Source organism: Streptococcus mitis SK564 (assembly GCF_000148525.1).
Classification (GTDB): Bacteria; Bacillota; Bacilli; order Lactobacillales; family Streptococcaceae; genus Streptococcus; species Streptococcus mitis_H.
This window is the reverse complement of the sequence record NZ_AEDU01000021.1, coordinates 1-25,310: the sequence shown is the minus strand read 5'-3', so window position 1 is coordinate 25,310 and position 25,310 is coordinate 1. Positions and strand designations below refer to the sequence as shown.

48 protein-coding genes and 1 pseudogene are annotated in these 25,310 nt (G+C 40.0%); 48 read left to right on the top strand and 1 reads right to left on the bottom strand.

What is annotated here, in order from left to right; genetic code table 11:
* The first annotated feature begins 12 nt into the window (after positions 1-12).
* From SMSK564_RS09460 to SMSK564_RS13715, 3 genes are all read left to right on the top strand, one after another.
* Positions 13-288, top strand: a complete 276-nt coding sequence (locus tag SMSK564_RS09460; RefSeq protein ID WP_001032557.1) for a hypothetical protein — start codon at positions 13-15, stop codon at positions 286-288.
* Between the two features lie 62 nt (positions 289-350).
* The gene (locus SMSK564_RS12835; protein WP_000969962.1) at positions 351-488 is read left to right on the top strand and encodes a hypothetical protein; all 138 of its coding nucleotides are present in this window, start codon (positions 351-353) and stop codon (positions 486-488) included.
* Between the two features lie 170 nt (positions 489-658).
* On the top strand, positions 659-781 hold the full coding sequence (locus tag SMSK564_RS13715) for a hypothetical protein (protein ID WP_000134099.1): 123 nt from the start codon (positions 659-661) through the stop codon (positions 779-781).
* A 19-nt stretch (positions 782-800) separates the two neighbouring features.
* On the opposite strand, the gene SMSK564_RS09455 is transcribed toward SMSK564_RS13715, so the two are convergent.
* On the bottom strand, positions 801-1,097 hold the full coding sequence (locus SMSK564_RS09455; RefSeq protein WP_000347144.1) for a hypothetical protein: 297 nt from the start codon (positions 1,095-1,097) through the stop codon (positions 801-803).
* Positions 1,098-1,237: 140 nt separating this feature from the next.
* On the opposite strand from SMSK564_RS09455, the gene SMSK564_RS09450 reads away from it, so the two are divergent.
* The 45 genes and pseudogenes from SMSK564_RS09450 to SMSK564_RS0102620 all read left to right on the top strand — a co-directional run.
* Positions 1,238-1,414 carry a helix-turn-helix domain-containing protein gene (locus SMSK564_RS09450; protein WP_000265523.1) on the top strand — a complete coding sequence of 59 codons (177 nt, stop codon included), beginning with the start codon at positions 1,238-1,240 and terminating at the stop codon, positions 1,412-1,414.
* 12 nt (positions 1,415-1,426) lie between these two features.
* A complete protein-coding gene (locus tag SMSK564_RS09445) occupies positions 1,427-1,639 on the top strand; it encodes a helix-turn-helix transcriptional regulator (RefSeq protein ID WP_001167863.1) in 213 nt (70 codons plus the stop codon).
* A gap of 168 nt (positions 1,640-1,807) precedes the next feature.
* On the top strand, positions 1,808-2,074 hold the full coding sequence (locus tag SMSK564_RS09440) for a helix-turn-helix domain-containing protein (RefSeq protein WP_004236851.1): 267 nt from the start codon (positions 1,808-1,810) through the stop codon (positions 2,072-2,074).
* Between the two features lie 177 nt (positions 2,075-2,251).
* The gene (locus SMSK564_RS13710) at positions 2,252-2,374 is read left to right on the top strand and encodes a hypothetical protein (protein ID WP_001003829.1); all 123 of its coding nucleotides are present in this window, start codon (positions 2,252-2,254) and stop codon (positions 2,372-2,374) included.
* A gap of 393 nt (positions 2,375-2,767) precedes the next feature.
* Positions 2,768-2,911, top strand: coding sequence for a hypothetical protein (locus SMSK564_RS13500; protein WP_000389591.1), 144 nt, complete (start codon positions 2,768-2,770; stop codon positions 2,909-2,911).
* Positions 2,912-3,015: 104 nt separating this feature from the next.
* Positions 3,016-3,306, top strand: a complete 291-nt coding sequence (locus tag SMSK564_RS09435) for a hypothetical protein (RefSeq protein ID WP_000398536.1) — start codon at positions 3,016-3,018, stop codon at positions 3,304-3,306.
* 10 nt (positions 3,307-3,316) lie between these two features.
* Entirely contained in the window at positions 3,317-3,652 is a 336-nt protein-coding gene (locus SMSK564_RS09430) for a hypothetical protein (protein ID WP_000462837.1), read from the top strand.
* A gap of 12 nt (positions 3,653-3,664) precedes the next feature.
* A complete protein-coding gene (locus SMSK564_RS09425) occupies positions 3,665-3,961 on the top strand; it encodes a hypothetical protein (RefSeq protein ID WP_000391818.1) in 297 nt (98 codons plus the stop codon).
* Positions 3,952-4,101, top strand: a pseudogene (locus SMSK564_RS12830) (phage replisome organizer N-terminal domain-containing protein); the annotation flags it as partial. The gene SMSK564_RS09425 and the pseudogene SMSK564_RS12830, both read left to right, overlap by 10 nt.
* A 100-nt stretch (positions 4,102-4,201) precedes the next feature.
* Positions 4,202-4,396 (top strand): hypothetical protein, encoded by a 195-nt coding sequence (locus SMSK564_RS0102700; protein WP_025170912.1) that lies wholly within the window; start codon positions 4,202-4,204, stop codon positions 4,394-4,396.
* Positions 4,396-4,623, top strand: a complete 228-nt coding sequence (locus SMSK564_RS0102695) for a hypothetical protein (RefSeq protein WP_000891973.1) — start codon at positions 4,396-4,398, stop codon at positions 4,621-4,623. Before SMSK564_RS0102700 ends, SMSK564_RS0102695 begins: the two co-directional genes overlap by 1 nt.
* Positions 4,616-4,921: a hypothetical protein gene (locus SMSK564_RS09420; RefSeq protein WP_000164636.1), complete on the top strand. Its 306-nt coding sequence runs from the start codon at positions 4,616-4,618 to the stop codon at positions 4,919-4,921. The genes SMSK564_RS0102695 and SMSK564_RS09420 overlap by 8 nt, the downstream gene beginning before the upstream one ends.
* An 86-nt stretch (positions 4,922-5,007) precedes the next feature.
* Positions 5,008-5,403 (top strand): single-stranded DNA-binding protein, encoded by a 396-nt coding sequence (gene ssb, locus SMSK564_RS09415; protein WP_000609558.1) that lies wholly within the window; start codon positions 5,008-5,010, stop codon positions 5,401-5,403.
* Positions 5,404-5,418: 15 nt separating this feature from the next.
* Positions 5,419-5,583 (top strand): hypothetical protein, encoded by a 165-nt coding sequence (locus SMSK564_RS12825; protein WP_000233202.1) that lies wholly within the window; start codon positions 5,419-5,421, stop codon positions 5,581-5,583.
* Positions 5,573-5,764 carry a hypothetical protein gene (locus SMSK564_RS09410; protein WP_000872741.1) on the top strand — a complete coding sequence of 64 codons (192 nt, stop codon included), beginning with the start codon at positions 5,573-5,575 and terminating at the stop codon, positions 5,762-5,764. Before SMSK564_RS12825 ends, SMSK564_RS09410 begins: the two co-directional genes overlap by 11 nt.
* The gene (locus tag SMSK564_RS09405; protein ID WP_001021759.1) at positions 5,754-6,443 is read left to right on the top strand and encodes a DUF1642 domain-containing protein; all 690 of its coding nucleotides are present in this window, start codon (positions 5,754-5,756) and stop codon (positions 6,441-6,443) included. The genes SMSK564_RS09410 and SMSK564_RS09405 overlap by 11 nt, the downstream gene beginning before the upstream one ends.
* A gap of 196 nt (positions 6,444-6,639) precedes the next feature.
* Positions 6,640-6,900 (top strand): DUF1372 family protein, encoded by a 261-nt coding sequence (locus SMSK564_RS09400; protein WP_000819323.1) that lies wholly within the window; start codon positions 6,640-6,642, stop codon positions 6,898-6,900.
* Positions 6,901-6,989: 89 nt separating this feature from the next.
* The gene (locus SMSK564_RS09395; RefSeq protein WP_001093851.1) at positions 6,990-7,496 is read left to right on the top strand and encodes a MazG-like family protein; all 507 of its coding nucleotides are present in this window, start codon (positions 6,990-6,992) and stop codon (positions 7,494-7,496) included.
* A complete protein-coding gene (locus SMSK564_RS0102680; protein ID WP_000612372.1) occupies positions 7,480-7,860 on the top strand; it encodes a YopX family protein in 381 nt (126 codons plus the stop codon). Before SMSK564_RS09395 ends, SMSK564_RS0102680 begins: the two co-directional genes overlap by 17 nt.
* Complete coding sequence (locus SMSK564_RS0102675; RefSeq protein WP_001113498.1) at positions 7,853-8,032, top strand: hypothetical protein; 180 nt, start codon at positions 7,853-7,855, stop codon at positions 8,030-8,032. Before SMSK564_RS0102680 ends, SMSK564_RS0102675 begins: the two co-directional genes overlap by 8 nt.
* Complete coding sequence (locus tag SMSK564_RS13495) at positions 7,983-8,144, top strand: hypothetical protein (protein ID WP_176602634.1); 162 nt, start codon at positions 7,983-7,985, stop codon at positions 8,142-8,144. The genes SMSK564_RS0102675 and SMSK564_RS13495 overlap by 50 nt, the downstream gene beginning before the upstream one ends.
* A complete protein-coding gene (locus tag SMSK564_RS09385; RefSeq protein ID WP_001247545.1) occupies positions 8,141-8,497 on the top strand; it encodes a hypothetical protein in 357 nt (118 codons plus the stop codon). Before SMSK564_RS13495 ends, SMSK564_RS09385 begins: the two co-directional genes overlap by 4 nt.
* The gene (locus SMSK564_RS0102665) at positions 8,482-8,724 is read left to right on the top strand and encodes a DUF3310 domain-containing protein (protein WP_000283169.1); all 243 of its coding nucleotides are present in this window, start codon (positions 8,482-8,484) and stop codon (positions 8,722-8,724) included. Before SMSK564_RS09385 ends, SMSK564_RS0102665 begins: the two co-directional genes overlap by 16 nt.
* Positions 8,714-9,082, top strand: a complete 369-nt coding sequence (locus SMSK564_RS09380; RefSeq protein ID WP_025170911.1) for an SPFH domain-containing protein — start codon at positions 8,714-8,716, stop codon at positions 9,080-9,082. Before SMSK564_RS0102665 ends, SMSK564_RS09380 begins: the two co-directional genes overlap by 11 nt.
* Positions 9,082-9,507 carry an ArpU family phage packaging/lysis transcriptional regulator gene (locus tag SMSK564_RS09375; protein WP_001115776.1) on the top strand — a complete coding sequence of 142 codons (426 nt, stop codon included), beginning with the start codon at positions 9,082-9,084 and terminating at the stop codon, positions 9,505-9,507. Before SMSK564_RS09380 ends, SMSK564_RS09375 begins: the two co-directional genes overlap by 1 nt.
* Positions 9,508-9,641: 134 nt before the next feature.
* Positions 9,642-10,208, top strand: a complete 567-nt coding sequence (locus SMSK564_RS09370) for a site-specific integrase (RefSeq protein WP_000754955.1) — start codon at positions 9,642-9,644, stop codon at positions 10,206-10,208.
* 217 nt (positions 10,209-10,425) lie between these two features.
* On the top strand, positions 10,426-10,770 hold the full coding sequence (locus SMSK564_RS0102655) for an HNH endonuclease (protein ID WP_001025041.1): 345 nt from the start codon (positions 10,426-10,428) through the stop codon (positions 10,768-10,770).
* Positions 10,771-10,968: 198 nt separating this feature from the next.
* Positions 10,969-12,237 carry a phage portal protein gene (locus SMSK564_RS09365; protein WP_000423148.1) on the top strand — a complete coding sequence of 423 codons (1,269 nt, stop codon included), beginning with the start codon at positions 10,969-10,971 and terminating at the stop codon, positions 12,235-12,237.
* Positions 12,227-13,618, top strand: a complete 1,392-nt coding sequence (locus tag SMSK564_RS09360; protein ID WP_000426641.1) for a hypothetical protein — start codon at positions 12,227-12,229, stop codon at positions 13,616-13,618. The genes SMSK564_RS09365 and SMSK564_RS09360 overlap by 11 nt, the downstream gene beginning before the upstream one ends.
* Entirely contained in the window at positions 13,608-13,847 is a 240-nt protein-coding gene (locus tag SMSK564_RS0102645) for a DUF7675 family protein (protein WP_000651132.1), read from the top strand. Before SMSK564_RS09360 ends, SMSK564_RS0102645 begins: the two co-directional genes overlap by 11 nt.
* A 53-nt stretch (positions 13,848-13,900) precedes the next feature.
* Positions 13,901-14,131, top strand: a complete 231-nt coding sequence (locus SMSK564_RS09355) for a hypothetical protein (protein ID WP_000528509.1) — start codon at positions 13,901-13,903, stop codon at positions 14,129-14,131.
* 51 nt (positions 14,132-14,182) lie between these two features.
* Positions 14,183-15,595 (top strand): terminase, encoded by a 1,413-nt coding sequence (locus SMSK564_RS09350; protein WP_000101482.1) that lies wholly within the window; start codon positions 14,183-14,185, stop codon positions 15,593-15,595.
* Positions 15,596-15,675: 80 nt separating this feature from the next.
* Positions 15,676-16,134, top strand: a complete 459-nt coding sequence (locus tag SMSK564_RS09345) for a capsid assembly scaffolding protein Gp46 family protein (RefSeq protein ID WP_001288668.1) — start codon at positions 15,676-15,678, stop codon at positions 16,132-16,134.
* 3 nt (positions 16,135-16,137) lie between these two features.
* Positions 16,138-17,028: a phage major capsid protein gene (locus tag SMSK564_RS09340; RefSeq protein WP_000212751.1), complete on the top strand. Its 891-nt coding sequence runs from the start codon at positions 16,138-16,140 to the stop codon at positions 17,026-17,028.
* A 1-nt stretch (position 17,029) separates the two neighbouring features.
* Positions 17,030-17,236, top strand: a complete 207-nt coding sequence (locus SMSK564_RS09335) for a HeH/LEM domain-containing protein (RefSeq protein ID WP_000455769.1) — start codon at positions 17,030-17,032, stop codon at positions 17,234-17,236.
* A gap of 5 nt (positions 17,237-17,241) precedes the next feature.
* A complete protein-coding gene (locus SMSK564_RS09330) occupies positions 17,242-17,637 on the top strand; it encodes a phage Gp19/Gp15/Gp42 family protein (RefSeq protein WP_000426910.1) in 396 nt (131 codons plus the stop codon).
* Positions 17,624-17,962, top strand: a complete 339-nt coding sequence (locus SMSK564_RS0102640) for a hypothetical protein (RefSeq protein ID WP_000532632.1) — start codon at positions 17,624-17,626, stop codon at positions 17,960-17,962. Before SMSK564_RS09330 ends, SMSK564_RS0102640 begins: the two co-directional genes overlap by 14 nt.
* Complete coding sequence (locus SMSK564_RS0102635) at positions 17,955-18,191, top strand: hypothetical protein (protein ID WP_000065338.1); 237 nt, start codon at positions 17,955-17,957, stop codon at positions 18,189-18,191. The genes SMSK564_RS0102640 and SMSK564_RS0102635 overlap by 8 nt, the downstream gene beginning before the upstream one ends.
* Positions 18,188-18,523, top strand: coding sequence for a hypothetical protein (locus tag SMSK564_RS0102630; protein ID WP_000571657.1), 336 nt, complete (start codon positions 18,188-18,190; stop codon positions 18,521-18,523). The genes SMSK564_RS0102635 and SMSK564_RS0102630 overlap by 4 nt, the downstream gene beginning before the upstream one ends.
* A gap of 81 nt (positions 18,524-18,604) precedes the next feature.
* Positions 18,605-19,162, top strand: a complete 558-nt coding sequence (locus SMSK564_RS09325) for a phage tail tube protein (RefSeq protein ID WP_025170910.1) — start codon at positions 18,605-18,607, stop codon at positions 19,160-19,162.
* A gap of 5 nt (positions 19,163-19,167) precedes the next feature.
* Positions 19,168-19,443, top strand: coding sequence for a hypothetical protein (locus SMSK564_RS09320; protein ID WP_000391235.1), 276 nt, complete (start codon positions 19,168-19,170; stop codon positions 19,441-19,443).
* An 11-nt stretch (positions 19,444-19,454) separates the two neighbouring features.
* A complete protein-coding gene (locus SMSK564_RS09315; protein WP_000624221.1) occupies positions 19,455-19,841 on the top strand; it encodes a DUF5361 domain-containing protein in 387 nt (128 codons plus the stop codon).
* A complete protein-coding gene (locus tag SMSK564_RS09310; RefSeq protein ID WP_000235334.1) occupies positions 19,841-22,711 on the top strand; it encodes a hypothetical protein in 2,871 nt (956 codons plus the stop codon). The genes SMSK564_RS09315 and SMSK564_RS09310 overlap by 1 nt, the downstream gene beginning before the upstream one ends.
* Entirely contained in the window at positions 22,711-23,406 is a 696-nt protein-coding gene (locus tag SMSK564_RS0102625; RefSeq protein WP_000386127.1) for a hypothetical protein, read from the top strand. The genes SMSK564_RS09310 and SMSK564_RS0102625 overlap by 1 nt, the downstream gene beginning before the upstream one ends.
* The coding region (locus SMSK564_RS0102620) for a phage tail spike protein (protein WP_000639862.1) at positions 23,403-25,310 on the top strand (1,908 nt) is incomplete at its 3' end. The genes SMSK564_RS0102625 and SMSK564_RS0102620, both read left to right, overlap by 4 nt.

Genomic DNA, 25,310 nt, shown 5'->3' with positions numbered 1-25,310 from the left:
GAGGGAAACACAATGAATAAAGGACTTACAACACAAGAACAAATCGCACTAGCGAAAGAAATCTTACAAGTTAAGAACCGCAGAGAACGCTCACTTAAACTAGGAGAAATCCTAGATCGTGAAAAACTATCGTCAGATGATATGTACGAATTGTATAACACACTATTGACAACAATTAGAGTTTACGGCGATGTTATCGGATTTGATGATAAAGATTTTCAAGAAATGGCTCTTACAATCTTAGTTCTTGAAAAGGTTGAAGAAGCCAAACAAGCTAGGGTAGCGTAGAGAGGTGCGATTCCTCTCCTAGCTATTGCTCTAAGAGCAAAATAAAAAAGGAGGTAAGGCAAATGATGGAACACATCATAAAAAGCCTAGCAACCAAGGACACTGCAACCGTCATCTTGGTACTAGGCTTAACCAGAGAAGCACGTTTGTGGCACAAACAAATCTTAGAACACAAACGTAAGCTTCAAAACAAAAAGTAGAGAAAGGGGCAGAAGCCCCAACCTCTACTTGATAGTGTACCATCATTTGCCGTGAAAAGCAATGGATGAAAATGTTGGCTTGATAATCCTAGCAGGATTTGTGATTGTATCTTTCACTATTCGTAAGATAGTGGAATACCGATGTGATAAAAAAGATAAGGAGTAGGAAGATGACTGAAGAAAAAACAATCGAATTAATGAAATTCTTAATGACAGACTATGGGCGAGGGTATCTAGCTGGGTTAGCTAGTGGACTTTCAATGCTTTTGAAAATTTTAAAAAAAGCAGAGTAAGCACCCTACTTTCATCAAATTATTTTTGAAACTTATCTACAGCTTTTTGAAGTTCTGCGATTCCGTTAATAGCTTTAGTAATATTTTTGATATCAACTTCGCCTGTAAAAAATTTTGAAGCGATGTCTACTTGTTGGCTTTGTTTCAAGGCATCCAGTTTCAATTCATGTTCTTTTTCAAGTCTCTGTAACTCATTTTCAGATTGTGTTTTTAATTCTTTTATTTTGGCGTTTGTTTGATGTTTATTAGTGAGATAAACAAGAAATGCAGGGACGCAGGAAGTTAAAAAAGTTATTGCAATTTGATTGAAATCCATAATTTTCTCCTTTCTATTGGAATTTTGACTAAAACGGGAGAGGTCTTAGTCAAGAATGATTATAGCATAATCTAAATTAAATAACAATATCTAGTGTTTTTATATGTTTGAAACACAATATATTGGGAAAGGAACAATGTATGTGGAAGAAGTTTAAGCATTTGTTGATTGAAAAAGGGATGACACAGAAGGCATTAGCTGAAAAAGCTGGTATCAGTCCAAATACAATCAGAAATATTAAAACCGAGCGTATTTCTTTTAAGAATATGTGCAAAATTGCTGATGCACTGGAAGTCAGCATAGATGAACTAAGATAAGGGGGTGAGTGCGTGCAGATATATCTTTATCAATTACGAAAAGAAAAAGGCATAACGCAAAAACAGTTAGCAAGAAAATTAGGTATTTCAGAAACTGCATATCGTCAAAAAGAAAGAGGACAACGTGCTTTTAAATCTGATGAGATGTTTATTATCGCTGATGTTCTAGAGAAAGATATTGGCGAAATTTTTTCAGACCCAAGACCACGAAACGTGGGTAGTTAAAAAGAGAAGAATGGTTGAAAATAAGTTAAGAGAAAGGAGATTGTATGACAAACTTTAAAGATTTGGATTGCCAGTTCATCTTTCAGGAATCCAACTGACGATTATACAGCTGTTAGTAATAGTTTTATCAACGATCCTGCGCTAGATTTTACAGCTGTCGGCATCATGATGGTGGTGCTGGCCAATCACCCAAACTGGCAAGTCTATCCAGAAGAAATAGCTAAGCGTAAAGGTGTTAGTCGTCCAACTATTAGTAAATATTTCAAAATCTTGGAAGAGGCTGGATATTTGCGTCAAGTTAGGCGAAAACCTCCAGGCCGTGGTGGAAGTCATGTATTTCGATTTTTCTCTGATAGAAAAATATCTGATTTCCAGTTTGATATCATGTCGCAACGACTTGATAAAGCGATTAGTGATTCAACTTTTGAGATGTAAGTTTTTTTCATGTCAAACTTTTTCATGTCAAATTTTTTACACTAATAAATATTAACTAACAACAAGTATTAAATAACAATAAATATTAAAAGACAACAAGTCCTACTTCTCTAAATAAATAAAAGAGAGGAATTTCAAAATTCTAATATAGGACTTTGGTTTGAAAGGAGTAGGAAAATGAACGAATTAGAAAGAACAGCCCTCAACGAGATATTGAGGACCGTGACATATATTGCTGAGAAGTTGGATGAACTAGATTCTAAGATTTCTTTGAACGATTCACAAGTTCTTGAGCAATAAAAAAGTCTTAACCTACTTTACACTAGGTCAAGACTTGCATACTTTGATAAGGTTTCACAGTCGGTGTAAAGCGACTGGTTGAAACTTCGCTGGTCATGCGTCCAGCACTGCAATCAACGTGGTTTGGCTAGTCTTTGAGTGTCGCTCGGTAGTTGTCTGTCAGTCCCGCTATAAGCAGAGCTGCAGTCCCTCTTATAGTCAGCGACAGGCTCCGTGCAGTCACACTCGCAGTAAAAACGTGTTGGTTACCTAGCCAAACTGAATCACTGAACCACAGTCCCCTTCAAAAATTTTGCCAATTTGCATCAGCTCCTTTCTTGTTAAGGATAATATAAATATATGCTGTTTTTGAAGGTGGTACATCGGTCTTGAGACTGATTTTTGGAGACAATCATGGAAGATAAAATCATCGAACTTGCTGATTACTTCATCAGCGAATCTACAACGTACAGAGAAGCTAAAATAGCGTGTGAGAAGCTATTGAGACAAGTCAGCCGTGAGATTGAACTCAGGGCGCTGGAAAGTAAGACAGTTTGACAACAACGCAAAAAAGCACCTGACGGCAATCAGGCGCATACTAAAACAATTTAAACCATTATATCACAAAAATGCTTGCCCGCATAGTTGAGAGGATGTAGAAAATGGAAGGTATAACATTACAATTACGATTGGACGGTGAAAGTGCTGAATTGTTCACCAATCAATTGTTGGCTTTTGCTGAAAAGCAGGTCAAGGAGCAGTTAGAGAATGATCGCATGCCAATCAATCAACAAGCTTTGATGAAGAGGTTCGGCTTTACTCATGGCTATATTAAGAAGTTAGAACGCAAAGGATTAAGATTTCGTAAGCAAGGGAAAGATATTATGTATGATGTCAATGATGTTTATGAAATTTTGGAATTAGAGAAAGAAGTACGAAAATTAAGAGCGTAAGGAGATAAAAATGTTTGAACCACCATTAGTTAGCCAATTATTAGGAACTGGCACAGTGATTTTAGGATTTATCGGTGCAGGGCTTCTAGCTCGTCAGATGGATAAGCAGGAAGAGGAGAAAATCCGCCAGAATGAAGAAGAGAGACGAGAAGAGCAAGAATTTGCGTCTATGATTATCCAAGGCTACAACCATGCATACGAACGTGGTAGAGAGGCACAGCGTCAAGAAATCCGCAAGAATATCCGTAGAGAGTTCAAGGGCTTCACATTTGACAACGAACCGCCTCAAGGTTTGCGTCCTGAGCCATTAGCTTTGCCAGAACCTAAAATGCACATCTTGAAGTGAGGAGGTCAGGGAATGGAAGAATTGATTAAATGGCTTGAAACCAAAGAAAAATTAAACAGGGAAATGATTTCTGACGAGGAAACATCGGACTTTAACCTATATCTAGAAAATGATAATGATATCATGTTCATGATCAAGGAATACCTGAATGATTATGGCAAGCTAGCCAAAGACTATCGAGTTCTATCGTCTGAAAATCGTCTACTTAAGCTTGAAAAAATGGAGTTAGAGGGTAGGCACATCTATGAGGATATGTGGATGAAATATCGTGCGAATCGGAGAAAGTGGGGTGTGAGATTATGGCGTTAAAAAACAAGCGGTATTTCTGGATCCAGCTAGCCCAAGACTTCTTTAAGTCAAAGGAGATGAAACTACTTCGTAAGATTGCTGGTGGAGATACACATACCATCATTTACCTCAAAATGATGTTAATTAGCTTGGAAGATGGTCACAGCCTAACTATGTCAACAATACCAGTGATGAGACTAAGAAGGAACTCGAAGAGCGTAAACGTGAATTACTTGAAAGGATTGAGAATGGAGGTGGCTGATGTTTATTTTAAAGCATGGGACACGAGAGGATAGGCCGTTTCTGAGGTCCGCAGTTATCGGTATGACTGGCTTGGACATTTCATGCTCTGAGGAGAAGAAAGCCATGCGGTTTGTTTCTCGGGCGGCAGCCTTACAGGTTGGCAAGGCAGTGAGGGATTCCTTTGGGAACTTTTACCCAATTGAGGTGGAGTGATGTTAGAGCTTTACTTCGTCTACAACGGGTACTGCAAGTTTTTTCTTGGAAGTTTTAACAATGTGGATGAACTTATCGAACAGATGAAAGATCATCAGTGGGCGTTCTCGGCTATCACTCATCCAAGGTTTCAAAAGCACATCGGTCAGCGGACGACACGGTTTGACTATGGTGCTAAGGATTGTTACTATTTAGCGACTTTTTCAGAAGGAGAAGAAAATGACTAAAAATATTTTAATGGATTTAGCATTTGAGAATTTTCACAAATGTATGGGAATTACTGATTGGAAAGAATCTGATGAAGTAATTCTTGTTAGCTCGGCTAACAAAGAACAAATTGAGTCAGATGAAAGTTACCGTTCAGACGGAAAATGTAATTATCTTGGCAAACGAATTTGTATCTTCTGTGAACAAGTGAAGAAAAATAATTACATCACGCTACATAAATCTATGTTAGAAAAAATTATTAAGACAATGGAATTATTTACAGATGCAGAACAAATGAAGGGAGAAGAAAATGATTGAACTTATTAAAGAATTTGGAATGGCTATTCTATGGCTATTTCTCGGCTACTTAATTGGGGAACGTGCAGCAAGAAAGGAAAAGAAAGATGATCAATAACGTTACGTTGGTAGGGCGCTTGACAAAAGACCCTGAATTAAAATATACGCCGTCGAATGTGGCGGTTGCGACGTTTACTCTGGCAGTCAATCGGAATTTCAAGGGAGCAAACGGCGAGCGAGAGGCGGACTTCATCAACTGTATGATGTGGCGCAAACAGGCGGAGCTCTTTGCGGAATGGTGTAAGAAGGGCAATCTGGTCGGTGTGACGGGGCGCATCCAGACAAGGAACTACGAGAATCAGGAAGGGCGCAGGGTCTATCTGACTGAGGTTGTCGCAGAGAATTTCGAGCGACTTGAAAAGCGTGATGATACCGCTAACCGTTCGAACATTGAGGAACAAATGCCAGGATACACCCTTGAGGAAGATGATTTTCCGTTTTAGTAAGAGGTAAGAAACATGGTTGGAGTAACCTATCAGGAAATTCATCTCTTTGTTGAATTTTTGAAAGAGCAGTACGGGCAAGGTCGTCCAGACTATATTGAAGCCCTGAACGACTTAGATGGTCTGGTGGAAGTCTCCTACAGAGAAGCTATTGAAAGATTTTTAGAAGATGAAGTATGACAAACAGACAGTCATTGAAGGACTGAAACGCACAATCGAGCAAAACGAAGAGAAGATAATCGAGTATTCGAAGCCGTGCGATGCACGCAAGAGACGCATTAGAGCGCTGGAGCGCGATTTGTTGAAGAAAAAGAATAAAGAATTAAGAAAGAAAGTTGAGGAGTTGAAAGATGAATATTAAGGCATTGATTAAGAAGTACGAAGCGGTTGAATGTGTTGTAGGTATTGTTAGCGGAAAGACTATTCTAAAAACCGTTCTAAAAGACTTGAAACAACTAGACGAACCCGAAACAGGTCATGCAGACGAAGCTCCACGCTATCTCAAGAACATATTAGCACGATTACGAGAACTGCCAGACCATGATCGTGAAGTTTGGCTAAAGGCTATCATGAGTGAATTTAAACAGGATTTTAGTCATGCAAAATGGCGTGAAGGTTATGAGCAAGGCAAACTTGAAGGTATGGTTGAACGTGAAAAAGTCAAAGTAAAGCAGTTTGTAGCGGATTGGTATGAAGAGAATAAGGATTCTTTTGAATTTAATGTTTGGGATTGGATTGCTTTCAGGGATGAGGCTAAAAAAATAGAAAATAGAGAGTTTAATAATTGGATTAATGACAGCAGAGAAAATCCTATTCAAATACTTGTCAACATGCACCAATTCGGCTACGAGATTGAGAAAGAAAAGCAGTATTTGGTCAAGATTAAAGCAACAAAACACTACCTTGTAAAAGATGGAAATGGGAAAATATTTTTTTCTCTAGCATTCAAAGGCTATTTTACAAAAAAAGAACTAGAAGAAGCTGGCTTTGGCTGGGTATTCGATTGCCCAGGGATTGAGATTGAGGAGGTTGAGGTATGAGTTATGAGTGTTCGAATTGTTGTAAAGAAATCGAAGACGAGTTTCTGGTAGTGCAAGAGAATCATGTTATTCTAGCATTATTTAACGATGTTGAAAATTGTTTCTGTAGTCATCAATGCGTCAATGATTTCTTGATGATTGAATCTAAGTACTTATCAAATGGAGACATACCATACGATGGAGAGGAGGTCACATATTGAAACGATTCATAGCTATCTGGATTCTGCTATCTGCTGGATTGAACATCTGGCAGATGGACAGGATTGCAGAACTAGAAAAGAAAAAGCCGATGGTTATCTATAAGGCTGACAACGCAGGCGCTGAGATATTTGGTAAGGTCGTCGAGAAAGGACGACATGGCAAGCTATACACGCTTACCATTCGTGATTACGGGGTGTTCGTGGTTACGAGGGACGTGTACGAGAAAGTAAAAGTTGGGGATGAGGTGATGATTTAAAATGAAATGCGAGTTATACAACCTTTCAAACCAGTCTATTCTAGGCCACTATATCAGACTACAATTTTTGATTTTTTAGGAGAAAAAGAATGAACACACTAGAAAAAGTAAAACAATGGTTTATTGACCGTGATTTAGAAAACGGTGGACGGCTAGACAAGCAGTCTTTGAAACTAAGTGAGGAGTTCGGCGAACTATGCGCAGGTTATCTCAAGAAGAATGAGCAACTGACTAAGGACAGTATTGGAGATTGCGCAGTCGTGATTGTCGGTCTGGCGTTGCTGATTGAGGTAGACGTGCAGGAAATATTTGATGATTCTATAGTGATTTTTGAAGAAGATGTGCCTGATTATTTTAAAGATTTAAATAAAAATATCAGCTGCTTTCAAAGGTTCTACAGTTGGGAAGAGAAATCTATGTGTAAGATGTATCTATCATTTTCCATTGATTCGTTAAAATCAATCAGTAATGCTCTCGGTTATGATTTCGAAGAATGTTTTGAACTGGCTTACCAAGAAATCAAAGACCGCAAGGGTCGTTGGATTGACGGAACTTTTGTTAAAGAGGAGGATTTGCCGAATGATACCAAAATTTAGAGCGTGGGATAGCGTAGAAAAGAAATTCGTAGAACATTTTTTTATCACAGATAACGGCTTGATTTGCAACATGGAAAAACCAACATCGGACTGCAAACTTCTTATTCCTATCGAAAAGTCAGAATTGATCCTCATGCAATCAACAGGCCTCAAAGACAAGAACGACAAGGAAATCTTTGAGGGAGATATAGTCAAAATGTCCAAGGATGTTTATTCTGAACCGACTTATTACGAGGTTGTAAGACACCGTGGTGGAGCGTATCGTCTTGAATCTAAACAACACGGATGTGAATTGTGGTTACGACATACTGATTGTGAGATCGTGGGGAATGTATATGAAAACAAGGAGCTACTAGATGCCTGACGTAGAATGGATTATGGAGAATTGCCACATGATGCGTGATAACGGTTGTTGGGCAGGAGAGAAGCAGATTTCCTACGCTAGTCCAGATGGGAAATACACGTATTACGTGAACAAGCGCAAAGATGGCACTTATTATTTACATGGAGCAAGTAGACATTATGGGAGGAATTGACATGAAAGAAAAATCTTATGAACAAGTTTTGGAAGAATTTAATGATGTTGATAAAGTCAATAACCCTAGCCATTATAAGGGAAAATTCGGACTTTTGGAGGATAAGAAATGAGACCAAAAAGATACCCTTTCAGTGGTGCTAAAAAAGAGAGTGAAACTAAGAAGATATCGTTAATGCTTAAAAAAGTCGATGAATCAGACTTGAAAGGATGTGTTTGGGCGGAGCCTTTACCTATCTATAGAAAAACAAGAGTCCATGTAGAGATAGAGGGTTATGGAAAGAAAATCACGACTGAGTTTAAAACAGATGATATGGATTTTTCCAAAAAAGCTTCATTCTTTAAGAGGGCATTGTTCGAAAGAGCTGAAATGATGTCTCAGTTTGATTTTAGAGAAACAACAACAGAAGAATGGAACCGAATAATCTTAGAACTTGAGGAGGCTATCAAATGTATCCAGAAATAATTGACAACGTAAACAAGCCGAGCCACTACCAAGGACGATATGGTATGGAATCTATCGATGCTTTAAGAAATTTTATGACACCTGAACAGCTGAAGGGTTTTTATCTTGGGAATGCTTTAAAGTATCAATTACGATTCCAAAAGAAGAATGGACTAGAAGATTTGAAAAAGGCACGTAAAAATCTGGATTGGCTGATTGAGGAGATGGAGCATGAGAATGAGAATTAAAACATCAAATGACTCTATAATCAACGTTGATAGCGTGAAGAATAGCATCACAATTGAAGGAGTTGAATTTGGCTCAGATTGTCGTGCGCTGACTTCTAATGGGATTTTTCGTCTCACGGCTGTGAAACGAATCCCAGCTAATACGGTTGGGGTTAAGGTTAGCGCGATTGGAGGTGTTCAAGAAAATACCCTGCAAACAGGATATCATCTAAAAATGCCATTTATTGATAAAGTCTACACCTTATCGACATCTGTTCAAACAAAAACAAAGGAAAAAGCCATGACGGTATTCTCTAACTACACTACCTTGAAAACAGTAAATGATAGTGTAGTATCTCCAGCAGTGCGAGGTAAGTGATGCCTTTCTTTCCAGAAATAAACGAAGTCAAAACAAAAGAAAACGCCAAAAGGATTCTAAGAGGATATCCTCGTTGGAGAAGAGTCGCAAATGACACTGATGGTCAGAGAGTGACAACTACCTACTCATTCACGCCACGAAATCCATCGAACGGAAGAGATAGTCAAGTTGAAAAATTAGCTATACGAAAAGTTGATGCAGAGATTGAGCTTGATGCAATTGAGCAAGCTGTCAGTGGATTACATGACCCCCTCTATCGTAGAATACTTTTTGAAAAGTATCTTCAATGGAATTGCAAGAAGGATGAAACAATCGCAATGGACTTGTCTATTTCAGAAAGTTCATATTACGACATCTTGGATAAGTCTCTGATGGCATTTGCAGAGTTATACCGCAATGGTGAACAGGTTGAGATTTTGGAGTAAACTTGGAGTTTCTTTGGAGTAAATCTGGAGTAAGTTCGGAGTGAATATATGATTTTATGTGCTAAAATTATATTATGAAATGATTGTAAAGACAGGCACACCCTGTCTTTTTCTTTGAGTTTGGAGGTGATATTGTGAAAAAAGTAGAGCCCATTCGTGAACCAGATGACATTGATAGAATGAAGCATTATTTGAAATCAAAGAGTGAACGAAACTATATTCTTTTCTTAGTAGGAATATACTCAGGTCTACGAGTAAGCGATATTGTTCCTCTTCAAGTAAAACATGTAGTTCAAGATAGAATTGAGATCAAAGAGAAAAAAACTGGCAAAATAAGAAAATTTGCAGTTAATCCAGAATTACGAAAGGCTTTGAATCGTTACATAAAAGAAAATCATCTTGAGAGTTACGACTATCTTTTTCCAAGTAGAAAAAAAGTTAGAGGTGACGGAGTAAGAATTAAACACATTGGTAGAGTAGCTGTATATCAATTCTTAAATGATGCAGCTAAACATTCAGGACTTAAACACATCGGCACACACTCGATGAGAAAAACGTTTGGTTATCATCACTATAAACAAAATGGAAATATAGCTATTTTAATGCAGATACTTAATCACTCTGCACCAGATATCACATTAGATTATATTGGATATAATCAAGATGAAATCGATGAAAGTATGCTTACATTTACGTATTAAAAAGCACGCTTATTTAACATATTGAGAAATGGTAAATTGGATAAACAAGAAATGCTAGAAACCCACTGTCATGACTGAGTTAAAGCACACTCTCTTGAAAGTCACAAAATATAAGATATGTTAAATATACGAGGGTGTTAGAGACTGAAAAAACTCCCCCCTACATCATAAAAATTTAGCCCACCCTACCTGCTAAAAAAGAAAGGACCCTCCCTAGATGAATATCCCCAAGGACAGACCGGACCGGAGTGGTCCTCACAGAGTTGCTTTTGAAAAGAATAAAAATATTATTCTCAAAACAAAAAATACTTGTGGAATTTGTGGACTACCAGTTGACAAATCCTTGAGGTACCCACATCCATTAAGTCCGGTCATTGACCACATTATTCCAATCAATCGAAACGGTCATCCATCAGACATCAACAACCTACAGCTCGCGCATTGGCAGTGCAACAGACAGAAGTCTGACAAGCTTTATGCTGATGATAAATCAGCAAGTAGTACTGTTGTTGGTAACAGGAACTTGCCACAATCGAGAGATTGGACAAAATATAGATCTTAAAATAAAAAATATAATTAAATTATTTTTTAATAAAAATATTGATTACTGGATTATTAGAGTTCGAGAAAAATAGAAGAGTATGAGGAAGTCCGAGTTGATGATAGGGGGGCATCCCCCTCCCACTAGGCGCTTCAGGGCTTCACGCCGTCACTGTACATTTTTTCTCGCGCCAAATCATCACAATGAAAGGAGAACGGTTTGGAATTAAGAGGAATTGACTATCTCAGGAGAAAGTTGAATCTCTATCAGAGCAGAGTCAATCTGAGGTACAAGCATTATGCGATGCAACACTATGAAGCGCCGACAGGAATCACAATTCCTGCACATATCAGGGTAAAGTATCAAGCTGTTCTTGGTTGGGCTGCAAAGGGAGTTGATAGTCTTGCAGATCGTTTGATTTTCAGGGCATTTGCTAATGATGATTTTAATGTTACAGAAATTTTTGATCGTAATAATCCTGATATCTTCTTTGATAGTGCTATTTTAGCTGCGCTGATTGGTTCGTGTAGTTTCGTCTACATTTCGAAGGGGGAAGATGATGAGGTGAGATTGCAAGTCATTGAATCAAGTAATGCAACTGGTGTCATTGATCCTATTACTGGGTTGCTTGTGGAAGGTTATGCAGTTCTGGCTCGTGATGATTACAATCGTCCAACACTTGAAGCCTACTTTGAGCCTAATGCTACTCACTTCATTCCGAAAGATGGTAGACCATACTCGGTTGTGAATGAAACTGGTATCCCTTTGTTGGTTCCAGTCATTCATCGTCCGGATGCGGTTCGTCCGTTTGGTAGGTCGCGAATTACCAGGGCTGGGATGTATTATCAGAAATATGCTAAGCGTACTTTGGAACGGGCGGATATTACTGCTGAGTTCTACTCATGGCCACAAAAATACATTCTTGGGCTTGATCCTGATGCGGAACCTATGGAGAAATGGAAAGCTACTGTATCAAGCTTACTGACGATTTCTTCAAGCGATAAAGGTGAGAAGCCGAGCGTTGGACAGTTTACTACAGCTAGCATGTCACCGTTTACTGAACAGCTGAGAACAGCCGCTGCTGGATTTGCTGGTGAAATGGGGTTGACTTTGGATGACCTTGGTTTCGTTTCAGATAATCCATCATCTGTGGAAGCCATCAAGGCTAGCCATGAGAATCTTCGTCTTGCGGGTCGGAAGGCTCAGCGCTCACTAGGTGCTGGATTGCTAAATGTCGCTTATGTTGCAGCTTGCTTGCGTGATGAGTTTCATTATGCCAGAAGTCAATTTGTAAAAACTAAAGTCAAGTGGGAACCATTATTTGAAGCGGATGCGAATACCATGACTATGATTGGTGATGGTGTTGTGAAGTTAAATCAGGCTTTACCTGGTTACATCAATGCGGAGACAATTCGTGATCTTACTGGTATCGCTGGAGACATGTCAGCTAAACCAGTTGGAAGCGAGGGTGGTTCAAATGGAGAATGATGTTTTACCTGGCATCTTGCAAGAGGTTCAGGAGAGGTTTGAACGAGATTTTGGTAAGAGTGAGATTGTCAGAAATGCTTTTGCTGCGTTGAAGGCAAAAAAAGCCACTTACAAAACAGCAAATGAGTTTGCGATTGAAATTGGTGAAATTCTCTCTAAGGCTCTAGGAGCGTCTCTGAGCGCCGACAAACTACCAGACGGTAAAATGTATTACAATATCGCTCAGCGTTTGCTGACGGACGTGCTAGGACGAAATCACGAGCTTGTGAGTGGTTATACTAGTGATGTTCAGAAGAATTTGAACCAGGAAGCGAAAATCGGTCTGAAAGTTCAAGTTCCTGAATTAAATCTGGATCGAATAGCTGGCATTGTCAATCGCTTTTCGTCTGAGGAAAATTTCGAGGATGTCAGTTGGTTGCTCGGTGAACCTATTGTGAATTTTACCCAGTCTATTATTGATGATAGTATCCAGAAAAATGCGGAGTTTCATCATCAGTCTGGATTGCAACCTGAGATTGTCCGAAAATCGTATTTTCATTGTTGTGAGTGGTGTCAGGAAGTTCAAGGGAATTATAAATATCCAAGAGTTCCGAAGGACGTTTATAGAAGACATCAGCATTGTCGTTGTATTGTAGACTATGATCCTAAAAACGGAAAAGTTCAGGATGTTTGGAAGAAAATTTGGCGAAAAAAAGATGAAAGTGATAAAATTGAGGTAAGGAAGGATATAAATAAAAATTCTCAAATGAGCGAAGTGAGAAAGCTAGCGCTACAGAACGGAATTTCTTCAAATCCTATCAAAAAAAGCCGTAACAAATTGACTGAGGAACAAATAGTCGAAGCTGTTAGTGGTGGAGACAAGACAAGAGGATCTTGTTCATCAGCAGCATTTGCTTATATTGGGAACAAAGGTGGCTATACTGTCTTAGATTTTAGAGGAGGAAAGAGTTGTGATTTCTTTTCTCGAGATAGTAGAATTAAAATGATTGGGAGCCTTCCAGGAGTTGAAATGCATGTTGCTAAACATACAAATGATTTTACTGCAGTAAAAGAATTGTTGGAGAAAGTAGAAAGTGGAAATGAATACTACTTGGCAGCAGGGAGGCATGCAGCAATCATAAGGAAAAACGAAGGTCGTTTCGAGTACTTGGAACTTCAATCAAGAACGTTAAATGGGTTTAAACCATTCAATAACATTGTTCTGAAAGAAAGATTTAAAGCCCAGAAGTCTCACAGTGTAGGTGGGAGAAAATACGATGCGAATAGCTATCTTATTGATGTGAATTCCTTGAAAGACAATCCTGAATTTCACAAGATATTGAGTTTTATCAATACAGCAGATTCTCAACAGATGAAGGGGGCCGAGGGTCATGAAAGATGAATATGAAGAAGTGAATTGGTCCGAATATTGCTACAAAGAAAATGATGGCGATAAAACTTGGTGGGTTGATACAGCATGGTTTGCTAGAGGCTTGATGCTAATCACATTCGACAAGCAAAAATTCTATAACCTTTTTGAAGATTATCCTCATAATATGAGCTCAGAAGAGATTGAAATCTTTGATAAAGAGAATCCATTTTGGGCTGATTTCTTTTCGGACCGAAAATAAGAAATTTGAAGCACTCGTAAGGGTGCTTTTATTATGCTTAGAAAGGAGTAACGATGGGAAACACAATTGATTTTTCAGAGAAAAAGTCTAGTCTTGAGCGCGGTGCTTCCGTGAAAGAAATTTTGGAAGAAAATCTTGAGGCTAGCCATGACTACACTTCGGTGCTGGTGGTTTCTTTAGATAAAGATGGTGAGATAAATCTTGGCTATAGCTGGGAGAGTAGTTTGCAGGCATTGGGAATGCTGGATGTTGCTAAAAATTATATTTTGAACGTGATCAATTAAATTATCCCAGCGATAGGGTTATCATGCGATGACGATTGAAAGGAATGTGGAATGGCGAGGAAGAAACTTGGCAATCAGAATCCTACTCAATCGGTGATTTTAAAATACGTCAAGAAAAATTCAAAAGCTAAAGAAGCGATTGAACTTTACGAACGGACTGGTCTTTCTTGCTATGCTTGGCAGAAGAATCTTTTATTACCTATGATGGCTGTTGACAAGAACGGTCTTTGGGTGCATCAGAAGTTTGGTTACTCTATTCCTCGTCGTAATGGGAAATCTGAAATCCTTTATATTCTTGAAATTTGGGGCTTGCATAAGGGATTGAATATCCTGCATACGGCTCACCGAATTTCTACATCTCATTCCTCTTTTGAGAAGGTGAAACGATACCTTGAGAAAATGGGGTATGTGGATGGTGAGGATTTCAATTCCATTCGAGCGAAGGGGCAGGAGCGGATTGAACTTTATTCAACAGGTGGTGTTATCCAATTTCGTACTAGGACATCAAATGGTGGTCTTGGTGAAGGGTTCGACATGCTGATCATTGACGAGGCTCAGGAGTACACGACCGAGCAAGAATCTGCTTTGAAATACACGGTTACGGATAGTGAGAATCCTATCACAATCATGTGTGGAACACCTCCGACACCTGTATCAAGTGGAACGGTCTTTACTAAGTATCGTGAGACATGTCTATTTGGGAAAGGGAAGTATTCTGGCTGGGCTGAGTGGTCTGTTTCTGATGAAAAGGAAATTGACGATGTGGAAGCCTGGTATAATTCTAATCCATCCATGGGATACCACTTAAATGAGCGGAAGATTGAGGCAGAGCTTGGTGAGGATAAGCTAGACCATAATATCCAACGTTTGGGATTTTGGCCAACTTACAACCAGAAATCTGCTATTTCTGAAACGGAGTGGAATGAGCTAAAGGTGGATGACATACCAGAATTATCTGGCAAGCTGTCTGTTGGTATCAAGTATGGCCAAGATGGAACGAACGTGGCTTTGAGCATTGCTGCACGTACCAAGGATGGCCGTTTCTTTGTGGAAACAGTCGATTGTCAATCCGTTCGTAATGGGAATGAGTGGATGGTTGCTTTCTTGCGTCAATCCGACGTGGCTCAAATTGTCATCGATGGCGCAAGTGGGCAAAAGATCCTGGACGAAGAGTTGAAGGACTATAGAATCAAGAACGTGATTCTGCCGACGGTGAAAGAAATCATCGTGGCCAATGCTCTTTGGGAACAGGGGATTTATCAGAAAACCATCTGTCATGCTGGTCAACCATCGCTGTCTAAAGTAGCCACTAACTGCGACAAGCGGAATATTGGGTCAAATGGTGGATTTGGCTATCGATCGCACTTTGACGACATGGATATTTCTTTGATGGATAGCGCTTTGCTTGCGCACTGGGCTTGTTCTACGACTAAACCTAAGAAAAAGCAAAAAATCAGTTATTAAAATAAGCGGTCTTGTGACTGCTTTTTTTGATGCCAAAAATTACCGAACTGCCGGGGAAGCAGGAGAAAGGAGACATGAGAATGTCAGAATTTAAACCAATCACTACACAAGAAGAATTTGATGCTGCTATTAAGGAGCGTTTATCTCGTGAGAAAGCGAAGTATAGCGACTATGACCAGCTCAAATCTCGAGTTACAGAATTGGAAACAGAAAATGTTGACTTGAAGTCAACAATCGAAGCTAACAATCAAAGTAAGGCAGATGCTGACAAGCAACTTGAAGAGATGCAGAGTAAAATCGCTGGTTATGAGACGGCTAGTCTGCGAACTCGAGTAGCTTTGCAACATGGACTGCCTTACGACCTTGCAGATCGTTTGCAGGGAACTGATGAAGAAAGCTTGAAAGTTGATGCAGATCGCTTAGCTGGTTTTATAAAGAAAACTCAACCAGTTTACCCGCTCGGAACAAATGAGCCTAGCTCAATTGATGACAAAGATGCAGCATTGAAAGGAATGTTGCATAAAATGAGAGGAGAATAATTTATGGCAACACTACAAACAGGGGATCTTTTACCAGTCGAAACAGTTCAAGACATTTTTAGTAAGGTAAAGGGACATTCAACCCTTGCAAAACTTACTACTCAAGAACCTATTCCGTTTTCTGGAACTGAAACATTTGTATTCAATCTTGAAGGAAATGCTGAAATTGTAGGTGAAGGTAATCCTTCAAATGCTGGAAATGCAACTATGAAACCGAAAGTAATCAAACCTATTTTGATTACTTATCAAGCACGGGTATCTGAGGAATTTGTACATTGTTCAGAAGAAAAACAATTATCTTACCTCAAATCTTTTATTGATGGCTTGTCTAAAAAAGTTGCACAAGCAATTGATATCGCTTCATTTCATGGCCTTGAACCAAAATCAATGACAGATGCTTCTTTCAAAGCCACAAACTCATTTGATGGTTTGATTACAGGAAATGTAGTTACCTATGAAGCAGATAAAATTGATGACAATATTGATGCTGCTGTTGCAACTGTCACAGCAAATGATTGTGAAGTGAATGGGATCGCATTGTCTCCGGCTGCAGGGGCTGCACTTGGAAAAATTAAGGTAAACGGGGTAGTCCAATATCCTGAATACCGTTTTGGTCAAAACCCAGATTCATTTTATGGAATGAAGTCAGATGTCAATAAAACATTGACAACTGTTGCAAACTCAGCTAAAAAAGACCATGTTATCGTTGGTGATTTTGAAAATGCTGTAAAATGGGGATATGCAGATGAAATTCCTCTTGAAATCATTAAATACGGTGATCCAGACGGTGCTGGCCGTGACTTGAAACGCTATCGCGAAGTTTGCTTACGTACAGAAGTGTATGTAGGTTGGGGGATTCTTGACGAGCAGGCATTTGCTCGTGTGGAGGCTTAATATGGAATATATTAATAAAGAAACCTTGGTGACAATTGAAACAGATTGTGAACTGACAGGCGACTGGGTTCCTGTTAGTGAATTTAAGGATGAATATCGTCTGACTGTTCCAGAAATCAAGGTGAAACTTGATGAATTGGGTGTTGAGTATGATAGCAAGGCAAATAAATCTGCTTTGCTTGATTTACTAATCGCGAACGAAGGGTGAGTTAGATGGAAAACTTTGCAACAGTAGAAGATTTGAAAAAATTGTGGCGAGCGTTGAAATTCGATGAGGGAAAACGAGCCGAAGCGCTGTTGGAAGTTGTTTCTCATTCTCTTCGTGTTGAAGCTAAAAAAGTTGGCAAGGATTTAGATGGGTTGGTGGCTACTGATCCATCTTTTGCTATGGTGGTCAAGTCCGTCACTGTTGATGTGGTAGCTCGCACGTTGATGACCTCAACTGACCAGGAGCCAATGACTCAGGTGGCTGAGTCCGCTTTAGGTTATTCCTTCAGTGGTTCTTATCTAGTGCCTGGCGGTGGTCTCTTTATCAAAGATTCAGAATTGAAACGTCTAGGTCTCAAAAAACAAAGATATGGGGTGATTGATATCTATGGGACGGATTAAAGGAATTACTGTAACCTTGATTGGGAAAACTAAGACTGGAAAGGATGACTTTGGGCATCCCATCTATGAGAATACTGAAATTCAAGTAGAAAATGTCCTAGTTGTTCCGTCTTCGACAGAAGATGTCACCAATCAACTGAATCTTACTGGTAAAAAGGCCGCTTATACGCTAGGCGTCCCAAAAGGCGATCAGAACGAGTGGAAAGACCGTGAAGTTCGTTTCTTTGGGCGCAAATGGCGCACGATTGGCATTCCCTTAGAAGGTATTGAAGCCATGATGCCTCTAGAATGGAATAAGAAAGTGATGGTTGAAGCGTATGAGTAATATAAAATTTCAATTGAATCCACTAGGGGTATCTGCTCTATTACGCTCTCCTGAAATGCAAGATATTTTAGAAGAGAAGGGGCAAGAAATTGCTGAAAGAGCTGGCGAGGGGTTTGAATTGACCGTATCGCCAGGGCAAAAGCGTGCCAATGCAAAGATTAGTACGACTGACATCAAGAGCATGGCCAGAAATAAAAAACATAATATTTTGCTGAAGGCTATGAGATGATCGAATTAGTTATAAAGAAATTTTTAGACGGACAGTTAGATGTACCGTCTTTTTTTGAACATAAACCGAAAATGCCTGAAAGTTATGTCATTCTTGAAAAGACTGGAGGTGGTGGAAGTGACTACGTTCATTCCGCTACATTCGCTTTTCAAAGTTATGCACCATCACTTCAAAAGGCTGCTGAGCTGAATGAGAAAGTCAAGAGAGTAGTTGAGAATCTCATCACAGTCAACGAAGTTAGCGGTGTACATCACAATAGTGACTACAACTTTACAGACACCGAAACGAAGCAATATCGCTATCAAGCGGTATATGACATCAATTATTTTTAAAAAGGAGGTGTAGTTTTGGCGCCAGAATTAGAAGCACCAGAAGTAAGAACACCAAATGCAGAATCAACAGGAGGAAAGAATATGACGACTGCATCAGCATCAAATGTAACGGCTGCTAAGCCGAAAATCGGAGGGGCGGTTTCTACTGCTCCAGCTGGAACAAATCTTCCAACGAATGCCAAAACGGCCTTGGACGTAGCATTCAAAACACTAGGGTACATTTCAGAAGATGGATTGACCAATGAGAACTCGCCAGAAAGTGAAGAAGTCAAAGCGTGGGGTGGACAAACAGTCTTGTCTTCTCAAACAGAAAAGAAAGATACCTTCAAATACAAATTGATTGAGGGTCTTAACATTGAAGTCTTGAAAGAAGTCTATGGACCAGATAACGTTTCAGGAACCCTTGAAACAGGTATCACTGTAAAAGCCAATGGTAAAGAGTTGCCAGAGCATAGTTTAGTTATTGATACTTTGCTGAAAAATGGCTATGTGAAACGCGTTGTCATCCCTCGTGGTAAGGTTAGCGAAATTGGCGAAATCAGCTATAAAGATGGCGAACCTATCGGCTATGAATTGACTATCACTGCATTACCAGACAACAGTGAGAACACTCACTACGAATATATCCAAGGAGCGTAAAGTAAATGGAAGAAATCTTAAAAGGAAAAACGGAATCAGGGTTTGAGTACAAAATCCCTAAAAAACGATTGAGAAATTATTATCTTCTCAAATCTGTCGCGAAAGTTGAAAAGCAAGATCTTGAAGAAACAGAAACATTTTTAAATCTTCTATTTGGTAAAGAACAAGCTCTATCATTTTTAAAACATTTAGAGGATGAAGATGAAATCGTGGATTCTGAAGTGTTATTTGCAGATATTAAGAGTATCTTTGATAAAAGTAATGACTTAAAAAAATCCTAGTCCTTGCTCAGATGATTTCCTTAGACGAGGATGCTCTTATCTGTGATTTAGCGGAAACCTACCAAATATACGACTACAAACAGCTACCTTTGAATCAGGTGGCTGTTTTTGCGTATGGTTTGCGTGATGATTCGCGGATAAAGCAGATGATGTCTAATCAGATTGTCCCTCTGGAAACTACTTTGCTTGCAAGTATTGTAGACAGACTGTCTCTTTCTTTGTGGTTGCAAACCAAAGATGGACAAAAGGGTGTTAATCGTCCTGCATCCATCGCGGATCAACTCATTAAGAGAGATAAGAGTGAGAACGATGAGAAAGACTATCTCGTCTTTGAATCTGGTGAGGACTTTGAAAACTATCGCAAGGCTTTACTTGCGAAAACAGGAGGTGAAAGCTAGTGGCAACACAACTAGGGAAAGCCTATGTACAAATCATTCCATCCGCTAAAGGAATAAGCGGAATGATCCAGAAAGAGATAGGTGGCGAGGTTGCTTCAGCAGGAACTTTCGCAGGAGAATCACTTGGATCAAACATTGTAGGCACCTTTAAAAAGATAGTTGCAGCTGCAGGTGTTGGGAAAGCCTTTAGCGCCGCATTGAGTGAAGGGGCAGCACTCCAACAATCGCTTGGTGGTGTCGAAACCCTTTTTAAAGATTCAGCTGATAAGGTTAAAGGCTTTGCGAATGAGGCCTACAAAACAACAGGTCTATCGGCCAATGCATATATGGAAAATGTTACAGGCTTCTCAGCAAGTCTGTTGCAATCTCTTGGTGGAGATACAAATAAAGCAGCGGAAACAGCTAACATGGCCATGATTGATATGTCAGATAATGCAAACAAGATGGGGACATCTATGGAAAGCATTCAGCTGGCTTATCAAGGTTTTGCCAAGCAAAACTATACCATGCTTGATAACTTGAAATTGGGTTATGGTGGTACAAAACAAGAAATGCAACGGCTTTTGTCAGATGCAGAAAAGTTGACAGGCGTTAAGTATGACATTAATAATTTGTCAGATGTTTATAGCGCCATTCACGCTATCCAAGAGAATTTGGATATCACTGGCACAACAGCAAGAGAAGCAGCAACAACTTTCACAGGTTCTTTTGAATCGATGAAGGCCGCAGCTCAAAACGTTTTAGGTAAGATAGCAATTGGCGAAAACGTAACGCCGGCCTTGCAGTCTTTACTAGAGACTACAAGAACTTTCCTTTTTGCTAACTTCTTCCCAATGATAGGAAATATCTTATCAGGACTAGGAGTAGTACTGACCGAAGGCGTAAGCTCTTTAGCTTCTCAGCTTTTTGGGGACGCCTTTGGTAATGCGGTATATGAGCAGATTGGGCGTGTAACAGGGATTTTCGAAACATTCTTTGACATGATCTTTGGGTCTATGGATAAAGAGGGTAACTTCGAGATATTAGATGCGCTTGGATTTAGCGAAGATGCAGCGAACCAAATTATCAATATTGCGGACAATATCCGTGTAACCTTTGAGAATATCGGGTCAGTTATCGGTAATGTTGGTAGCATCGTAGCTGATTTTGTTGGAGGTTTTTTAGGCATACAAGATAGCAGTCAAAATGTCAATCTTTTAGGGACAGCATTTGAATTTCTTTCTAATGTTCTAAAAGGTGCTTCTTCAATTTTGAAGGATATAACAGGATTGCTAAAAGAACATCCAGGTATTGTCTCTGCAGTTGCGTCTGCTGTTATTGGATTAACTACAGCATGGAAAACCTACAAAGCTGTTATTTTAGCCACAAAAGCTATCGAGAGTGCTAAAAACGCAATCTTTAATATCTCTTTTGCTTTGTCTCAAGCTAGAGCGGTTGCGAGTGGAACGTTGACGGCTGCTTTAGCTGCTGAAAATGCGGCAGCAGTTGGAGCTAGTGGTTCTTTTGGTTTGTTTAATGCGGTAATGTCTGCAAACCCTATTGTTCTTGTTGTTGGTGCAATCGCTGCTCTAGTGGCTGCATTAGCTTGGTTCTTCACTCAAACTGAGACGGGTAGACAAATTTGGCAAGGCTTCATGGATTGGTTGTCTAGTGCTTGGCAGTCTATTAGTTCAACATTGTCTGGTGTTTGGAACGGTATTGTTGAAACAGCTACAACCGTATGGAACAATATGATGGCTGTTGTTGCTCCGATTATTCAAGGAGTAGTAGACTTTATCAAGTCTGTCTGGGATGGCATTTCTTTGTGGTGGACTGAAAATCAAGGTTTGATTCAACAAACGTTCACAACGGTTTGGAACGCCATCCAGACAGTTATTCAGACGGTTATGCCGATCATTCAATCTATTATTGAAACCGCAATGAATATCCTTGCTCCTTTCATTGAAGCGACGTGGAACAATATCTGCACGGTAGTAACAACCGTTTGGGAATTGATGAAGATTGCTATTCAGACGGCTATGGATGTTATCAGTGGCATTATAAAAGCAGTCATGGCTATCATCAATGGTGACTGGGGCACCGCTTGGAATGCTATAAAGGGTGTTGGTGAGGCCATCTGGAAAGGGTTGTCTGCTGCAGGTAAGGCTATCTTTGATGGCTTTGCTCAGATATTATCTAACATCTGGAACACGATCAAATCTGTCGCAAGCAGTGCTTGGGAAGGTTTGAAATCAACTGTCTTAGGTCTGATTGATGGACTTGTCCAAGGCGCTCAGCGAGCATGGGAAAGTATGAAGCAAGGTGTTAGTGACCTTGTAAGTAATGTTGCGAGTATCTTCGATGGTATTCGAAACATTGACCTATGGTCAGCTGGTAAGGCTATCCTTGATGGATTCCTAGGCGGTTTGAAATCAGCTTGGGACTCAGTGACTGATTTCGTCGGAGGTATTGCTGGTTGGATTGCGGATCACAAAGGTCCGATTGAGTACGACCGCAAGCTCTTGATCCCTGCTGGTAATGCGATTATGCAAGGTTTGGATAGAGGGTTGCAAGACCGTTTCAAAGGTGTTAAGAAATCTGTTAGTGGAATGGCTGGCGAAATCTCAAATGCATTTTCAAACGATGATTTTGGTTTGAGTGGAACACCTACCATTACCAAGAATATTGAAGCAAGTTTGGCTATGCCAAGCGCTCAAATCGAAGCAAAAGACAGTCAAACCGTGTCTGAGATAGCGATTCTGAGAGCAAGTATGGAGAAGATCCTTACGGCTATCCTTGAAAAATCGTCAGACGTTTATCTGGACAATGACATTATTTCAATCAAAACCTATGAACAACACGGTGCTATTTATGCGAGGGGAGGAATTTAATGGATTATATGATCATCAATGGTTTTAATACATCAAGCCTTCCTGGTTGTGTTGTGACCGATTTTGGGAAGGTGGAGGCTGCTAAGCCAAAAGGAGAGAAGGCAACTCTTTATGGAGTCAATGGTAGTTACCGTGTGTTAGACGGTTCTTTCGACAGTTACGAAAGGACCTTCACTCTCCACGTTAAAAAAATGGTTGAGATTTCAAGTATTCTTGATAAGTTTCAATCGAATGATAACGTTTTGGAATTTAGCTATCAGCTTGACTCATTGTTTTATGCTAACTTTGTGACTGCTAGTTTTGAACCTTTTGGGAATCATGCTTGGAAGTTAGAGATCAAGTTAGACATGCAACCCTTCAGATATCAGAAGAGCGTAGAACCTGTTGTTCTTACTGCATCTGCTACAATCAATAATCTTGGGACGATTTATTCTGAACCAATCATCGAGGTTGAGGGGGATGGTGATATCTCCCTTACTATTGGCCGTAAGAGCATGTATCTTGCTATTAAGACCAAGGCCATGATTGATTGCAGGCAAGGTAAGCAAAACATCTACAATGCTACTGGTGCGGTTCAGAACACTCTTAGGAAACGTGGAGGGTTCTTGGAAATCCCAACTGGTAAGGTCGGGATCTCGTTTACTGGAAATGTCCGTAAAATTACTATTCGACCGAATTGGAGGTATAAGATTTGATTTATTTAACAAATGGAAATATGCCTCTGAACGCTGCCTATGCTGATGAAATTGTTCAAGAGGATAATAGCACTTATCAATTGTCCTTCCGATTTCCGACCTCGGATTCCTTATGGGAGCAGTTGAAGGAGGAAACGTTCCTAACGGCTGATGACCTTCACGGTGAACAGGATTTTGTCATTTTCGAGGTAGAGAAGAAGCATGGCTATATTCAAGTCTATTCGAATCAAGTATTCACCCTCTTGAATAACTATGTGGTCAGTTCGCTTACTCTTGATCGAGCGACTGGCTCAACTGCTCTAAGTCGTTTTGCTGGCGCGATCACTCGTGACAATCCGTTCTCATTCTTCTCTGATATTGAAGATAGGCATACCTTTAATATTGGCTCTAAGAATGCTATGGAGGCATTTGCGAAAGATAAGCATTCTATTATTGGTCAGTGGGGTGGCGACCTTGTTCGTCATGGATACCAGGTTCGGCTTTTAAAAAATGGCGGTTCGGAAAACGAATCGCTTTTTATGTACAAAAAGAACCTGTCTAGCTACCAGCACAAGACATCTACCAAGTCTTTAAAGACTCGAATTACTTTCATCGCGACAGTCAAAGGTGAGGTAGAAAAGGCGCCTGACCGCAAGTTGTCTGTGGTTATGGATAGTCCACTCATTAACAAGTACAGTCAAATCTACGAAGATGTGATTGAGGTTAATGACCAGGACGTGAAGGATGAAGCAAGCCTTCGCAGGTATGGTGAGCAGTATTACAGAACATCGCTCTGTGACATGATGGAAGATAGCCTTGAGATTGAGGTTGTCGGCCAAAGTGACGTGCCCATTCAGATGTTTGATATTGTTAGTCTCTTTCATGAGGTCTACAATCTGGATGTGCGCAAGAAGATTACTAAGTACACTTACTCACCAATGGGCAAAAAATTGAAGACAATTGGTTTTGGGCAGTTCAAGTCAGGTCTTGCGAATGCGATAGGTAACGCGGTGAGTGATGCCGTCAAGGGTGAAACTAAACAACTTCAAGATGATTTTGAAAGGCAGTTAGCCAGAGAACTCAAGAATGCTGACCTTGCATTTGACCGTAAAACTGAAGAACTGAAGAACGAGTTCGAAGATGGGTTGAATGCTACTAGAGCTAAAGCTGAAGAAGTCAAGCAAGAACTCTCTGACAATATCAACCAGCGCTTCAATAGTTTTAACAGTGGCCCTCTACAAGAAGCCAAACGCAGGGCTGAAGAAGCCTTGCGAAACGCTGGCGCAAGTACCCTGCTTGCACAGGAAGCCAAGCGGATTGGGTTGGATTCTGTTGCCAAACTTGAAGAGTTCAAGAGACAGGCTACGAGCGCTCAAACAGCTTTGTTAGATGATTTGGATGTTCTGAAACGGACGATCGCGAACGATATTCGACCGAAGCAAGAACAGGTTACAGCTGAGATTGCCAAGCAGGTTGAAGCACTTAACAAGACCAAGAATGAACTGGCTGGTGTGAAGTCAGCGCAAGCGACGTATGAAGAGACAACGACTCGTAGACTGTCAGAATTGACCAACTTGGCTAATGGTAAAGCCAGTAAGTCAGAACTCACACAGACAGCCGAGGAGCTAGCTAGTAAGATAGCGAATGTTAAAGTTGGTGGTAGAAACTATTATCGAGACTCTGAGAAGGTTCGAACAAGTACGCGTTTCTTCCCGTTTCCTTTACATCCATATCTTTCACAAGAAAATGTCGGAGAAATTTGGACTCTCTCGTTTGATTTAAAAATCAATGAAGGGGGTGAGATTCGTCCTCTACATTTTTATCACTATCAAACAAATCGCTTTGGTCTGAAAGCTAGTGCTGACATCACTCCAAGCAAGGACTGGCAACGGTTCACATTCACAGGTCCAGTTATCTTTCCGAAC